This window comes from Bradyrhizobium sp. NDS-1 (assembly GCF_032918005.1).
In the GTDB taxonomy this organism is placed as follows: domain Bacteria; phylum Pseudomonadota; class Alphaproteobacteria; order Rhizobiales; family Xanthobacteraceae; genus Bradyrhizobium; species Bradyrhizobium tunisiense.
Genome location: NZ_CP136628.1, coordinates 6,760,379 through 6,773,994, shown reverse-complemented (window position 1 = coordinate 6,773,994; position 13,616 = coordinate 6,760,379). Strand labels below are relative to the sequence as shown.

Here is a 13,616-nt window from a genome sequence, read left to right as displayed (position 1 = left end):
AATAATTTCAGCCGGCGTGTCGGCTCGGTAAGAGCCCATTCGTCTTGGAGCCGAGCGCGGGCCTGCGGCCTGCGACAATCTCGGGAACAGCCCGGAAGCCAGGATACGACCCATGCGATTCATGATGCTGATGATCCCGGTCGGCTACGAGACCGCGCCGCCGGACGTCCAGCTCGATCCCGAGCGAGTCGCGGCGATGATGCGCTACAACGAGGCGCTGAAGGATGCGGGCGTGTTGATCACGCTCGACGGCCTGCATCCGCCATCGATGGGGGCGCGGGTTTCGTTTGCGACCGGCAAGCCCATCGTCACCGACGGTCCCTTCGCCGAGGCCAAGGAAGTCCTGGGCGGATATTGGATGATCGAGGTCGCCTCGCGGGCCGAGGCGATTGCCTGGGCAAGGCAGTGCCCGGCCTCGCCGAACGAGATCATCGAAATCCGGCAGGTGCAGGAGATCAGTGACTTTCCGCCTGACGTTCAGGCGGCCGCCGCCGGATTCGACGGTCTGAAGAAGTAGCCACAGCAGCCGCGAAAAATTCGTGGCTGTCGTCGATCGTTCAAGGAGAGAACCGATGAGCACCGAACACAAGTTTCTAGCCGTCTATATCGGCAGCATGAGCGGGTCGAAAATGGCGGCCTGGCGCGCGCTGCCCGAGGCCGAACGGAAAGCGAGGGAACAGGAGGGCATGGCCGCCTGGCACGGCTGGGTCGAGAAGCATAAGGACGTCATCGTCGAGATGGGCGGCCCGCTCGGCAAGACCCGCAGGATCGACGCGCGCGGCATCACCGAGACCAGCAATGCGTTGACCGGCTTCACGGTGGTGCGCGCTCCCTCGCAAGAGGAAGCTGCAAAACTGTTCGAGAACCATCCGCATTTTGCGATCTTCCCGGGCGAGGCGATCGAGGTCATGCCCGTGCTCCCGATTCCGGAGCTTTAGCTGGCTCACAGGAGGTCACGCCCGGCCCGACGCCGGCGTGACCCGTGGACATACCGGTTAATCAATCCCGTCGGCCGCTAGTGACCTTCGCGCCCACCTCATGTAAAGGTCGTTCACATGAGCTGGCGCAAGGAGCAGCGCCGCGCCGAGCGCGGCTATCATCACGGCAATCTGAAGGAGGCCCTGTTGCAGGCCGCTCTCGGGCTGATTGCCGAGAAGGGCGCGGCCGGCTTCACCTTCGCCGATGCCGCGCGCATGGCCGGCGTCAGCGCGGCGGCACCCTATCGGCATTTCCGAGACCGCGAGGAACTGCTGTCCTCGATCGCCCAGCGCGGTTTCGAGCAGTTCGAGGCGCGCCTGGTCGCGGCCTGGGACGATGGACGGCCCGATACGGTCACCGCGTTCGAACGTGTCGGCAAGGCCTATCTCGCCTTCGCCCGCGAGGAGCCTGCGTTCTACAACGCGATGTTCGAATCGGGCGTGCCGGTGGATGCCAATCCCGCGCTTCAGGCCGCCAGCGAACGCGCGTTCAACATCATTCGCGCCGCAGCCGAGCGGCTCGCTGCCCTGACGCCGCCAGGCACGCCGCGGCCACCGGCGATGATGATGGCCTTGCACATCTGGTCCATGGCCCATGGCGTGGCCTCGCTGTTTTCCCGCGGTGATGCCGCGCGGCGAAAACTGCCGATGTCGCCGGACGAGCTGTTGGAGGCCGAGGTGCTGATCTATCTGCGCGGCCTCGGTTTCCCGACCGACCGTCGTCCCGCAGGCAAGCGCGCCGAGCCGCCACCGGTGCCACCGGAGGCATCCTCCGGTTCTGGCCTGCCTCCGGGCGGCCCCTGGGGCAAACCGAAATAAAATTGCGTAGATAATCACGCGGGCGTGTCAGGCCGCCGGCTTGACAAAATCGCGGGATGGTCTAGCTATGTAAATGTTATTTACATTCACAACGGCGCAGATGCCGTGATGGAGATCGGAAATGGCCTACACCGCTGATGTCAATCGATGGCGCGGCCCCTCTGAGCAATACCAACAGTACGAGCGTCCACGCATGCTCGATACGCCCTGGCATCCCGGCTGGATTGCCGTGACCATTCTCGGCTTCATCATCTGGTGGCCGATCGGACTTGCCCTTCTCTTTTTCACACTCGGGAGCAGAAGAATGTCGTGCTGGAGCAACCAGGATCGCTGGCAGAACAAGATGGAGCGGATGCAGTACAAGATGGATCGCATGCGCGGCCGCATGGAGCGCCGTGGCTTCGGCTTTGGCTTCGGCCCGCCGTCCTCCGGCAACCGTGCCTTCGACGAATATCGCTCTGAGACGCTGCAGCGCCTCGAGGAAGAGCAGGTCGAGTTCAAGAATTTCCTCGACCGCCTGCGTCACGCCAAGGACAAGGAAGAGTTCGACCAGTTCATGGCGCAGCACAAGACGCGTCCGACCCCGCCGCCGACCGACCAGCAGCAGGGCTGACCTTCAAGGCCGACACTCTCAAAGCCTTCAGGCGCATGCCCCCAAAGTCCTGATGGCCCCGAGCCGCCCGTCTGCGCAACCCGCAGGCGGGCGGTTTGGCTTTTGAGATGCGCTCCCCACCGCGCCCCGCCGGCGCAGGTCACCGACCATGCCTGGGACCCGTTGGGCACCAGGCTCGACCAGGCGCTGAGCGATCGCGTTCCATCAATGGATGGCCGACGGAAGTTCAGCTCTATCCCGGTGACAGCTCGGCGAGCCCTGGCGGTTCTTCCTCAGCCTCTATCTCTACTGGGGCGCGCCTCGTTTCGCACTCAACCGTACGGTCTTGTTCGCGAAGCGGAGTATCGTCCCGTGATCCTGCTCCGCGATTTCGCGCTGCTTGTCCTGCATGTTCTCGTCGCCGCGGCGGCTGGCTCTATGCGCTCAGTGGCCGCAAGGTTCAGCGCGCTGTCGCGAGCTGCGCGCGAACCGAAGCGAGGAAGTGTTCGTAGGCGTGGTCCACGATCTCGTTGAGCGATCGCGTGCGCGCGAACATCGCCTTGGCCTCGGCGAGAAACTCGTCACGAGTCGGAATCTTCGGCAGATGCAGATGCGTCAGCGCATCGACACCTTCATGTGCGCGGTTGAGGATGTCGTGCAGCGAGGGCAGCTGCAATTGGGCGAGTTCGGCACGGCGCCGCGCCGACGAGATCGCGTGCGCCAACGTCTGCGCATCGAACCGTCCGGCAAGCTCGCGGGCCGCCCGATTGATCACCCGCGCGCCGAGCGGCTGCTCATTGCGCAGGACCTGCTCGGGCGGCGCCTTCATGTTCCAGACGACGCCCATCCATGACAGGATCGTCAAGACGTAATAGGTGACGTCGATCTCCCACCAGCGAAAGCCCTGGCGCACGCTGCTCTGGTAGGCATGATGATTGTTGTGCCAGCCTTCACCGAGAGTGAGCAGCGCCAGCAGCCAGTTGTTGCGGGAATCGTCGCCCGTCACGTAGCGCTTGCGACCATGCACATGGGCGAGCGAATTGATGCAGAAGGTGGCGTGATAGAGCAGCACCGTGCTCCACAGGAAGCCGACGACAAGACCCGACCATCCCGCAACCAGGAAACAGAGCGCCGCAAGCACGGTGGCCGGCAGAAGCTCGAGCCGATGTAGCCACATCAGCTCCGGATAGGCCGCGAGATCGCCCACTTTCACGAGATCGGTCGTGTCGTGCTCGCGGTAAAAGATCCAGCCGACATGGCTGTACAGGAAGCCGCGCTGACGCGGCGAATGCACATCCAGTTCGGTGTCGGAATGCAGATGGTGATGCCGGTGCTTGGCGGCCCACCACAACACGCTCTTCTGCGCGGTGCTTTGCGCCAGGCAGGCCAAAATGAACTGAAACACCCGGCTGGTCGCAAACGCGCGATGCGAGAAGTAGCGGTGGTAGCCGGCGCCGATTGCAAACATCCGCAGGCAATAGAGTGAGACGCAGATCGCGACGGCCTGCCACGTAATGCCTGTCCAGATCGCCGCGACACAGCCGAGATGGACCAACACGAACGGCACGGCGGAGGGATACATGATGTCGTCGTGGTGGTCGTCGGCGGGCGCGTTAGGCGACATGTCTTGGCGTGACCTCAGGTAAAGGGGATCCGGGATTCGCGTCGGCAGCTCCGAGGGCTGCCGGGTACGAAAAACCCGCGGATGGCGGACCACCGCGGGGGGCGAACGAGCTGCTTTGCCCGGGATTTCCTCGGCCAAAGCAGCATCGGCCGAGAACTCGACTGACTATATGGTCGCGGATGCCCGGCACGCAAGCTCGTAGCCTCCCGGTGAACCGCGGCATGGTGCTCGGGTAGCGCCGTGCCGCCCGCGCGGCGTGGTGCGCGGGGTGCCCACGGGCTATATCTGAGACGTGAAAGCGGCCCAAAACACCGGAGGCGGCGATGACGGCAGCTGTGACCGCGACGAGCGATGGCCTCTGGCAGCAGATTCGCGACGAGGCGCGGCGTGCGGTCGCATCCGATCCCGTCTTCGGCAGGTCGATCGCTGAAGCGGTTCTCGCCCATGACGGCTTTGCGGCGGTTTTGGCCGATCTCATCGGGCGCAGGCTTGGCGGCAACGTCGCCGGGCAAACGCGCTTCATGGCCTTTTCGCGCGAGGCATTTCGTCACTCGCCGGATTTGATCGAAGCGTCCGGCCGCGATTTGCAGGCCATCGTGCGCAGCGATCCGGCCATCGCCGGCCTGTTGGCGCCGCTGCTGCATTTCAAGGGCTACGTCGCGCTGCAAGCCTGGCGCGTCTCGAACTGGCTCTGGCATCATGATCATCGCGATGCGGCGCTGCTGTTTCAGAACGAGGCGTCGAACGTGTTGCAGGTCAGCATTCATCCCTCGGCCGGCATCGGCTCGTCCGTCTATCTCGATCACGCCACGGGCATCGTGATCGGCGCCAATGCGGTGATCGGCGACGAGACCATCATCCTTCAGAACGTCAGCATCGGCCGCGGCAGTGAGCTGCCGACGCGCTCGCCGCGCATCGGCCGCGGCGTCTTCATTGGCGCCGGCGCGACCATTTTGGGCGATATCAGGATCGGCGATTTTGCCAGGATCGGCGCCGACACGGTCGTGACCGCCGACGTTCCCGGCGGCTGCACCGTCGTGGGAAATCCTGCACGATTGATCAACTGCCCCGAGCCCGCCCCGGCGGCGTGAAGCGCCATCGCGTCATCGGATGCGGCGCCAACGGGATGAATCATGGAGCGGGTGATCGCCGTATGGCGGCGGTCGTCTTGGGGTTGATGGTTCTGGCAGGACCTCGCGGGAAGTGATTTCCGGGACAATTTGCCGGGGGCCTCGGTCCGCCGTGCGCGTGGAACCTTCGTTCCCTGGACGCAGTGCAAGGCGAAGGAGCGTGCGACGCGCCCGGAACACCAGCTCGGTCCTCAACCGCCTGCGTCGGCTGCCTTTCCCGCAACCAAATTCATCCCTGGTAACCTCGCATTAACCAACGGCGGGCTCTGGTAAGGGCGGACAGTCGCGCCCAAAGCGTAAAGCCAGGCCCGTCAAGGCCCGGGGCCAAAGGCCCATAGTTTTGACATCTTGGCAGGGAATGCAGACGGCCGGCTTTGGACGAGCCCCTGCACCCCAGAAAGACAAGGCTTTGAGCGGGCTTGCCGGCCGCGCCCGGTTCTAGCGCGGCTATTGGGGAACCGGCAGCCATTTGCTGGCCGGCACATCGGGTAACGATCGCCTTGAGAGGATACCGCTTATGAATCCGGCCGAATTGGCTCAGTCAGCCCTTCCGGTTGCTGCCTCCGCCGACGTGTCGCTGATTGCGCTGTTCTGGCAGGCTCACTGGATCGTGAAAGCGGTGATGCTGGGGCTCCTGGCTTGCTCCGTCTGGGTCTGGGCGATCGCCATCGACAAGATTTTCCTGTTCGCCCGCACCCGCCGCTCGATGGACCGTTTCGAGCAGGCATTCTGGTCCGGTGAATCGATCGAGGAGCTCTATCGCACGCTTTCGGCCAAGCCGACGCACTCCATGGCGGCCTGTTTCGTCGCCGCGATGCGCGAGTGGAAGCGGTCATTCGAGAGCCAAGCCCGCTCGGTCGCGGGTCTCCAGATGCGCATCGACAAGGTCATGAACGTCTCGATCGCGCGCGAGGTCGAGCGGCTGGAGCGCCGCCTGCTGGTGCTCGCCACCGTCGGCTCTGCGGGGCCCTTCGTCGGCCTGTTCGGCACGGTCTGGGGCATCATGTCGAGCTTCCAGTCGATCGCGGCGTCGAAAAATACCTCTCTGGCGGTGGTGGCGCCTGGTATCGCGGAGGCCCTGTTTGCGACTGCCGTCGGCCTTATCGCCGCCATTCCTGCCACTATTTTCTACAATAAGTTCACCTCCGAGGTGAACCGGCAGGCCCAGCGGCTCGAAGGCTTCGCCGATGAATTTTCAGCCATCCTGTCGCGCCAGATCGACGAGCGGGGCTGACGGCCGGCATGTATAGTGTGAAGGGCAATTTGGGCACTCGATCATGGCGATGAACGTTGCGAGTTCGTCCGGAGGCGGCGGGCGCCGAGGCCGGCGCAAGCCCGTCGTTGCCGAGATCAACGTCACGCCGATGGTCGACGTGATGCTGGTGCTGCTCATCATCTTCATGGTGTCGGCGCCGATGCTGACGGTCGGCGTGCCGCTCGACCTGCCGCAGACCCAGGCCAAGAGCCTCGAAAACAACGACCAGAAGCCGATCCAGATGTCGGTCGACATCAAGGGCAAGGTCTTCATCAACGATTCCGAGATCGCGATCAACGAGCTGGTGCCCAAGCTGAAGGCGATCACGGATGCGCGCGGCGGGCTCGAGGAGCGCATCTATCTGCGCGCCGACAAGAAGGCTGATTACGGCACGGTGGCCAGGGTGATGGGCCTGCTGTCCGGCGCCGGATTCAAGAAGCTCGCCCTCGTCACGGAAGCGGATCAGGGGTAAGCGGTGAAGGTGAACGTCGACAAGACACTCGTTGCGTCGATCGCCCTCCACGTCCTCGTGCTGGGATGGGGGCTCGTCACCTTCAGCAGCAAAGCCTACCTCGCACCGGAAGAGTCGCTTCCCATCGACATCATCTCCACCGATCAGCTCGCCAAGATGATGGCGGGGCAGAAGACCGGCAAGAAGGAAGAGCCGAAGCCGAAGGTCGAGAAGATCGCGGAAGCGAAGCCCGAGGAAGACGCCGTCGGCAAGGTCACCGAGAAGAAAGAGCTGATCAAGACCAACTCGCAGCCGGAGCCGCCGCCGAAACCCGTCGAGAAGCCGGTCGAGAAGAAGCCCGAGCCGCCGAAGCCCGTTGCCGAGGCCAAGCCGAAGGAAGAGCCGAAGCCGCAGGAAAAGAAGCCTGATCCGGCCAAGGAAGATCCGATCGCCGAGCTCCAGAAGAAGCTGGACACCAAGAAGCCGCCGCCGAAGCCGGTGGAGCAAAAGGTTGCGGCGGTGCAGCCGCAGCAGCAGCCCAAGCCCAAGGAGCGCAGCTTCGATCCCGCGCAGATCCAGCGCGACCTCGACAAGCGCGCTGCGACCCGGCACGAGCTCACCGGAACGGCGCTGAATGCGTCAGCGTCGCTGGGAGCAGCGACGGGAACAGCCGCGAACAACGTCGCGACCTGGCGCGGTGCATTCCAGGGCGCGGTCAAGCGCTGCTTCACGCCGACCTACAATGGCCAGGATGCCGATCAGTACGAGGCCGACATCGACATTCCCATGAAGATCGATGGATCGCTCGCCTCCGAGCCGATCGTCGTCGCAGTGCGGGGACCGTCGCGGTCGATCGCGCAGGCGGTGGCGGAGAGCGCCAAGCGCGCCATCGTGCAGTGTCAGGTCTATTCGTTCATGCCGAAGCAGCAGTACGAGAGCTGGAAGCTCATTCCCATGACTTTCGGCCTGAAAGATATGTTGTGACATCCGAACAAAAGAATTTTGCAATGAATGACGTCCGATCGATGAACCGCCGCCGCTTCATGACCCTGACCGGATCGACGCTTGCCATGCTCGGGGGCGGCAGTGCCTTTGCTCAGGGCCAGGACGGCCGCATCCGCATCGACCCCAATGCATTCCAGCCGATCCCGATCGCGATCACCAACTTCCTGCCGGGTTCTCCGTCCGACGGCGACGTCGGCAACGGCGTCACGCAGGTCATCACCAACAACCTGAAGCGCTCGGGCCTGTTCGCGCCGATCGACCAGGCGGCCTTCATCGAGCGCATCAGCAACATGGACGTCGCGCCGCAATTCCAGAACTGGAAGACGCTCAACGCGCAGGCCCTCGTCACCGGCCGCATGACGCGGCAGCCGGACGGCCGCCTCAAGGCCGAGTTCCGCCTGTGGGACGTGATCAGTGGCCAGCAGCTCGCGGGACAGCAATATTTCACGTCGCCGGAATATTGGCGCCGCATCGCCCACATCATCTCCGACCAGATCTATGAGCGGATGACCGGCGAGAAGGGGTATTTCGACAGCCGCGTCGTGTTCGTCGACGAGAGCGGGCCGAAGGAGCGCCGCGTCAAACGGCTCGCGATGATGGACCAGGACGGCGCCAATGTGCGCTACCTGACTCGCGGCGCGGATCTCGTGTTGACGCCGCGCTTCTCGCCGAACTCGCAAGAGATCACCTACATGGAGTTCGGCCAGGGCGATCCGAAGGTCTATCTCTACAACATCGAGACGGGCCAGCGCGAGATCGTCGGCAACTTCCCCGGCATGACCTTCGCGCCGCGCTTCTCGCCGGACGGCCAGCGCGTCATCATGAGCCTGCAGCAGGGCGGCAATTCCAACCTGTTCGTGATGGATCTGCGCTCGCGCGCGACCACGCGTCTCACCGACACGCCGGCGATCGACACGTCTCCGTCTTACTCGCCGGACGGTGCCCGCATCTGCTTCGAATCCGATCGCGGCGGCCGGTCGCAGATCTACGTGATGGCCGCGGGCGGCGGGCAGGCGCAGCGGATCTCCTTCTCCAAGGACGACACCAACGCCAGCTATTCGACCCCGGTGTGGTCGCCGAAGGGCGATTACATCGCCTTCACCAGGCAGGGCGGCGGACAGTTCGCGATCGGTGTCATGAAGCCCGACGGCAGCGGCGAGCGGCTGCTCACCTCCGGCTTCCACAATGAAGGCCCGACCTTCTCGCCGAACGGCCGCGTGCTGATGTTTTTCCGTGATCCCGGCGGCAGCGGCGGGCCCTCGCTGTACAGCGTCGACATCTCGGGACGCAACGAGCTGAAGGTGCCGACGCCGGGGTTCGCCTCCGACCCGGCATGGTCGCCGCTACTGTCCTCGACCGCGGGCCAGTAGATCCCTCGGCGCAGCGCGCGATGTATCGAAGAGAAACGCGCAAACTTTTTCGGGATCGGGGAGGAAAGCAAGCTTTCCTTCACCTTGAGCTCGGCAAGCCTTGCCTAGTTGCTTGAAATATCAGCAGAAATGGGTTCGTCGTTGCCGAAAAACAACTCGACTTTAACGATGTTCCCTCAGAAAGACTTCATCTGGTTTGAGTAAAACTACGCGTCACACAGGACGCGCGTACAAACACAAATGCAATTCGCAAGCCAGAGCGGAGAACCTGAGCCGGCGTCGCCGAGAATTTCGGCGGCGCTGATCGATTCGCTGTTCGAAACGCCTGCTCCCTTGCTGACGGGTCTCGTCTTCGGTGTCGTTGCGGCGGCCGCGACCGCGCTGAAGACGGGAGAACCCTTGATCTGGGCGTGTGTTGCGCTGCTGATCCTCGCCGGCGCTATTCGGGCGTTCGACTTGCGGCGCTACCAGATGCGCAAATCGACGCTAACCCCCGACGAAGCTGCGCGATGGAAGAACCGGCATCAGATCGGAGCGATGATCCAGGCCGCCGCGGTCGGCATCTGGAGCACCACCACGCTCCTGGTGAGTGATGATGCCGTCGCCCATATGATTTCTCTCTCCACAACCACGGGGTTCGTGGCGGGGGGCGCAGGCAGGGCTTATGGACGGCAATGGATATACCAGCTGCAGGCTTCGCTCTGTTTCGGTTCGACGGTGATCGCGCTGGCGTGGCGTGGCACGCCCTATTACCTCGTCATGTCAGTCCTGTGCGCCGCGTTTCTGGTGGCCGTCATACAAATCTCGGCCAATTTGCATAGGATATTCATGCGGGCGCTCGTCGCGCGTGAACGCGAGGCGGCCCTGGCCGGCCAGTTTGACAGCGCGTTGAACAACATGCCCCATGGTCTGTGCATGTTCCGTGTCGACAGACAGCTTGCTGTGATGAATCATCGTTTCAGCGAACAGATGAACCTGCCCGACGATCTCGTGCAGAGTGGCCCCAACGCGTCCGAAATCATCGCGGCGTGCGTCAACGGCGGTTCTATCTCGACCGAGAGCGGCAATTTGATCCTCCGGGAAATCGAGGACGGGCGGGTCCGCGAACTCCTGACCATAGATTCGGCGCGTGGGCGCACGTTGTCCTGGACCTTCCAACCAATGTCAGACGGCGGCATGGTGATGCTGCTCGAGGACATCACCGAGCGCAAGAATGCCGAGGCAAGGATAAGCCATCTTGCCCGCTACGACGAACTGACGGCGCTGCCGAACAGGGTCAATTTTCGCGACGAGATCGAGCGCCTGCTCGCAAACGCGCAGCATGCCGAGCGCCTCTCCGCGCTCCTGTTCGTCGACCTCGACCAGTTCAAGCAGGTCAACGACACGCTGGGCCACCCGTGCGGCGACCAGCTGTTGTGCGCGGTTGCCAACCGCCTCCGGGAGATGCTGCGGCCCGAAGATTTCGTCGCGCGCTTTGGCGGCGACGAGTTCGTCGTGTTTCAGCAGAACATCGCCTCGGCTGAGGATGCCGCCAGCCTCGCCCGCCGGATCGTCGAACGCCTCAGCGAGCGCTATCGCATCGACAATCACCTCGTCGAGATCGGCGCCAGCGTCGGTATTGCGCTGACCGCGCCAGACCGCGGCGTTAGCGCCGACACGCTCCTGAAGAACGCCGACATGGCGCTGTACCGCGCCAAGGCCGACGGCCGCGGCACCTTCTGCTTCTTTCGGGAGGAAATGGCGGCGACCGTCGAGGCGCGCCGGATCCTGGAGCTCGATCTGCGCAAGGCGCTTGCCAACGAGGAGTTCGAGCTGTTCTTTCAGCCGCTGGTCAACCTCAAATCGGGCAAGATCACAACCTGCGAGGCGCTGTTGCGCTGGAACCACCCCGTGCGCGGTACGGTCTCGCCGGTCGACATTATCCCGGTTGCCGAGGACATGGGCTTGATCGTCGATCTCGGCCGCTGGATCCTGCGGCGGGCCTGCATGGAGTGCATGAAGTGGCCGGAGGGCGTCAGCGTCGCCGTCAACTTCTCGCCGCAGCAATTCCACCAGCGCGACGTGCTCAGCGAAATCCGCTATGCGCTCGAAGTGTCCGGGCTTCCGGCCCATCGCCTCGAGATCGAGATCACCGAGTCCTCGCTGCTGCGCAACACGCAGCTCACGCACGACGTCCTGTCGCAGCTTCACGCCCTCGGCATACGCATTTCGCTGGATGACTTCGGCACCGGCTATTCGAGCCTGAGCTATCTGCACAATTTCCCGATGCAGAAGGTGAAGATCGACCGCTCGTTCCTCGAAGGCATCGACACCGATCGGCCGCTGACGCTGCTGCGCGGGGTGGCGCGGCTAGCCGTCGATCTCGGCATGTCGGTCGTAGTCGAGGGCATCGAGACCAACGAGCAGCTCGAACTGATCAGCGCCGATGGCACCATCACTGAAGGGCAGGGCTATCTTTTCAGCCGGCCGGTGCCCGCTGTTCGGGTTCGGCAATTGCTGGATGCCTCGCACGGCCGCCGTTCGGCCGATGACCAACTGACCATCGCTTCACGATCGATCGCCTGACATCTCCGTAGAATTGCGGGAAGACTCTGACATCTTGCAACCGGTACGATTAACCCTAACGGGGCGCGTCAATTGCGCCGGCGTTAAGAAGCTGTTAATCCTTTCATACCCGCAAGGGTTGTTTTGCCAGTTGAGGAATGTTGGATGAAGCCCGAAGCCGAGCTGCGTGCTTCGCTCTCTGTGCGGGGGGGAGCGCTGTTCGATCGCGTCGATTACCGATCCATCGAGACTCCTGAAGAGAAAGACCAGCTCTATCAGATGCGCTACAGGGCCTATACGCGCGGCGGACTAATTCCGCCGTCAGAGTCCCAGCGCTATACGGATGACTACGACGATGCGCCCAACGCCCGGACGTTCGGAGTGTATGTCGATGGCGAACTCTGCAGCTCCATCCGTCTCCACGTCCTGACGCCAGAACAGCGGATGTCCTGTACGACCGACTTGTTCGGCGACGTTCTTCACCCCCGGCTTGATCGAGGCGAAGTCTTCATCGATCCGGCCCGCTTTGTCGCAAGCCCGGAAAAAGCCAAATGCTTTCCGGAGCTCCCCTACGTGACGGTGCGACTGGTCTTCCTGGCCTGCGAACATTTCAATGCCGATACCGGACTCGCGCTGGTTCGTCCCGCGCACGAGTCGTTCTATCGCCGGATCTTTCTCAACGAAACCATCGCAGAGCCGCGGCTGTTTCCGAATGCATTGGCAAAGGTCGCATTAATGGCGTCCAACTTCCGTGCCGTGCGGGAAAAGGTCTTAACGCGATTTCCAATCATGCGCTCCAGCGCATTCGAGCGGCGAATGCTGTTTGGGGACAGCAACGCGCCATCGGCGAGCATCGTCTCGCCTAAAGTAGCCTCCGAGCGTCCAAAGCTGGTCGCCTACTCCTGACAACCCGTCGGCGCCTTGCTCAAACGGACCTGCGGTCCGGCACCCATCCGGGCCTGGCTTTATTTTAGCCAGTTCCGCGGGCGCCATGCTTGCCTTCACCCTTGCGCCACATTTACAACCCATTAACCATGACGGGTGCTTTTCGCTGGTTGGGGGCATTTGATCGGCTGAGGCAAGGTTCCGTCAAGGTTGACGGAACGTTCGCTTAACCAACCCCCTGTAGACCGGACAGCAGTGGACTAACGTGAGCGTGGAGGCTCCGGAATGAAACATCCTATGCGTATCCTCCAGGGATTGAAGCTGGTCGCGGTGCTTGCCGTCGCGCTGTCGATGGGTGCCTGCGCCAACAAGAATGCCGCGACGGATGCGATGGCCAACGCGGCGACGCCTGGCAGCCAGCAGGACTTCGTGGTGAACGTGGGGGACCGCGTGTTCTTCGAAAGCGACCAGACCGATCTGACCCCGCAGGCGATCGTGACCCTGGAGAAGCAGGCGCAGTGGCTGCAGACCTATCCGCGCTACAGCTTCACCGTCGAAGGTCATGCCGACGAGCGCGGCACCCGCGAATACAACATCGCGCTCGGCGCCCGGAGAGCCCAGTCGGTGCGCTCGTTCCTCGCCTCGCGCGGCATCGATCCGAACCGCATGCGCACGATCTCCTACGGCAAGGAGCGGCCGGTCGCGGTCTGTAACGATATCTCCTGCTGGTCGCAGAACCGTCGTGCCGTCACGGTGCTGAACGCGAGCTCCTGACGCCGATCAGTCAGGCGCCGTTCATCTTCCAAAACCGATTATGCCGGCGCCCTCTCGGGCGCCGGTTTCGTTTCAGCAATCCGTGACTTAAAACCCCGTGGTGCCAGTCACAGTTTTGGCGTACTCCCCTTCAATGTGTGGCGCGTCGCATGTTCCGTCGCAGGCCATTTCGCTTTCGTCGTCAGGGCAA

The 13,616-nt window shown here is 63.2% G+C and carries 13 protein-coding genes; 12 read left to right on the top strand and 1 reads right to left on the bottom strand.

Annotated elements, in window-relative coordinates:
• Nucleotides 1-112 precede the first annotated feature (112 nt).
• The 4 genes from RX330_RS31600 to RX330_RS31585 all read left to right on the top strand — a co-directional run bounded on the left by RX330_RS31600 (nucleotide 113) and on the right by RX330_RS31585 (nucleotide 2,409).
• Nucleotides 113-517, top strand: a complete 405-nt coding sequence (locus RX330_RS31600) for a YciI family protein (protein ID WP_317241084.1) — start codon at nucleotides 113-115, stop codon at nucleotides 515-517.
• 55 nt (nucleotides 518-572) lie between these two features.
• Nucleotides 573-938: a YciI family protein gene (locus RX330_RS31595; protein ID WP_317241083.1), complete on the top strand. Its 366-nt coding sequence runs from the start codon at nucleotides 573-575 to the stop codon at nucleotides 936-938.
• A 117-nt stretch (nucleotides 939-1,055) separates the two neighbouring features.
• The gene (locus RX330_RS31590; protein WP_212088113.1) at nucleotides 1,056-1,796 is read left to right on the top strand and encodes a TetR/AcrR family transcriptional regulator; all 741 of its coding nucleotides are present in this window, start codon (nucleotides 1,056-1,058) and stop codon (nucleotides 1,794-1,796) included.
• Nucleotides 1,797-1,917: 121 nt separating this feature from the next.
• Nucleotides 1,918-2,409 carry a DUF2852 domain-containing protein gene (locus tag RX330_RS31585; RefSeq protein ID WP_212088115.1) on the top strand — a complete coding sequence of 164 codons (492 nt, stop codon included), beginning with the start codon at nucleotides 1,918-1,920 and terminating at the stop codon, nucleotides 2,407-2,409.
• Nucleotides 2,410-2,848: 439 nt separating this feature from the next.
• On the opposite strand, the gene RX330_RS31580 is transcribed toward RX330_RS31585, so the two are convergent.
• The gene (locus RX330_RS31580) at nucleotides 2,849-4,012 is read right to left on the bottom strand and encodes an acyl-CoA desaturase (RefSeq protein WP_317241082.1); all 1,164 of its coding nucleotides are present in this window, start codon (nucleotides 4,010-4,012) and stop codon (nucleotides 2,849-2,851) included.
• 323 nt (nucleotides 4,013-4,335) lie between these two features.
• On the opposite strand from RX330_RS31580, the gene RX330_RS31575 reads away from it, so the two are divergent.
• From RX330_RS31575 to pal, 8 genes are all read left to right on the top strand, one after another.
• Nucleotides 4,336-5,103 (top strand): serine O-acetyltransferase, encoded by a 768-nt coding sequence (locus RX330_RS31575; RefSeq protein WP_317241081.1) that lies wholly within the window; start codon nucleotides 4,336-4,338, stop codon nucleotides 5,101-5,103.
• Nucleotides 5,104-5,659: 556 nt separating this feature from the next.
• Nucleotides 5,660-6,376 (top strand): protein TolQ, encoded by a 717-nt coding sequence (gene tolQ, locus RX330_RS31570; protein WP_212089081.1) that lies wholly within the window; start codon nucleotides 5,660-5,662, stop codon nucleotides 6,374-6,376.
• A 43-nt stretch (nucleotides 6,377-6,419) separates the two neighbouring features.
• On the top strand, nucleotides 6,420-6,869 hold the full coding sequence (gene tolR, locus RX330_RS31565; protein ID WP_212088121.1) for a protein TolR: 450 nt from the start codon (nucleotides 6,420-6,422) through the stop codon (nucleotides 6,867-6,869).
• Nucleotides 6,870-6,872: 3 nt separating this feature from the next.
• Nucleotides 6,873-7,832 carry a protein TolA gene (locus RX330_RS31560; protein ID WP_317241080.1) on the top strand — a complete coding sequence of 320 codons (960 nt, stop codon included), beginning with the start codon at nucleotides 6,873-6,875 and terminating at the stop codon, nucleotides 7,830-7,832.
• Between the two features lie 23 nt (nucleotides 7,833-7,855).
• Nucleotides 7,856-9,223 carry a Tol-Pal system beta propeller repeat protein TolB gene (gene tolB, locus RX330_RS31555; RefSeq protein WP_249153344.1) on the top strand — a complete coding sequence of 456 codons (1,368 nt, stop codon included), beginning with the start codon at nucleotides 7,856-7,858 and terminating at the stop codon, nucleotides 9,221-9,223.
• Between the two features lie 240 nt (nucleotides 9,224-9,463).
• Complete coding sequence (locus RX330_RS31550) at nucleotides 9,464-11,788, top strand: putative bifunctional diguanylate cyclase/phosphodiesterase (protein ID WP_212088126.1); 2,325 nt, start codon at nucleotides 9,464-9,466, stop codon at nucleotides 11,786-11,788.
• 144 nt (nucleotides 11,789-11,932) lie between these two features.
• Nucleotides 11,933-12,673, top strand: a complete 741-nt coding sequence (locus RX330_RS31545) for an N-acyl amino acid synthase FeeM domain-containing protein (protein WP_317241079.1) — start codon at nucleotides 11,933-11,935, stop codon at nucleotides 12,671-12,673.
• 264 nt (nucleotides 12,674-12,937) lie between these two features.
• Entirely contained in the window at nucleotides 12,938-13,426 is a 489-nt protein-coding gene (pal, locus tag RX330_RS31540; protein WP_018317777.1) for a peptidoglycan-associated lipoprotein Pal, read from the top strand.
• The last annotated feature ends 190 nt before the right edge of the window (nucleotides 13,427-13,616 follow it).

Bases quoted from the DNA above. Each gene is read 5' to 3' on its own strand.
- RX330_RS31600 (WP_317241084.1), top strand. From the start codon at position 113: ATGCGATTCATGATGCTGATGATCCCGGTCGGCTACGAGACCGCGCCG.
- RX330_RS31575 (WP_317241081.1), top strand. From the start codon at position 4,336: ATGACGGCAGCTGTGACCGCGACGAGCGATGGCCTCTGGCAGCAGATT.
- tolB (WP_249153344.1), top strand. From the start codon at position 7,856: ATGAATGACGTCCGATCGATGAACCGCCGCCGCTTCATGACCCTGACC.
- pal (WP_018317777.1), top strand. From the start codon at position 12,938: ATGAAACATCCTATGCGTATCCTCCAGGGATTGAAGCTGGTCGCGGTG.
- RX330_RS31550 (WP_212088126.1), top strand. From the start codon at position 9,464: ATGCAATTCGCAAGCCAGAGCGGAGAACCTGAGCCGGCGTCGCCGAGA.
- tolR (WP_212088121.1), top strand. From the start codon at position 6,420: ATGGCGATGAACGTTGCGAGTTCGTCCGGAGGCGGCGGGCGCCGAGGC.
- RX330_RS31580 (WP_317241082.1), bottom strand. From the start codon at position 4,012: ATGTCGCCTAACGCGCCCGCCGACGACCACCACGACGACATCATGTAT.
- RX330_RS31585 (WP_212088115.1), top strand. From the start codon at position 1,918: ATGGCCTACACCGCTGATGTCAATCGATGGCGCGGCCCCTCTGAGCAA.
- RX330_RS31595 (WP_317241083.1), top strand. From the start codon at position 573: ATGAGCACCGAACACAAGTTTCTAGCCGTCTATATCGGCAGCATGAGC.
- RX330_RS31590 (WP_212088113.1), top strand. From the start codon at position 1,056: ATGAGCTGGCGCAAGGAGCAGCGCCGCGCCGAGCGCGGCTATCATCAC.
- tolQ (WP_212089081.1), top strand. From the start codon at position 5,660: ATGAATCCGGCCGAATTGGCTCAGTCAGCCCTTCCGGTTGCTGCCTCC.
- RX330_RS31545 (WP_317241079.1), top strand. From the start codon at position 11,933: ATGAAGCCCGAAGCCGAGCTGCGTGCTTCGCTCTCTGTGCGGGGGGGA.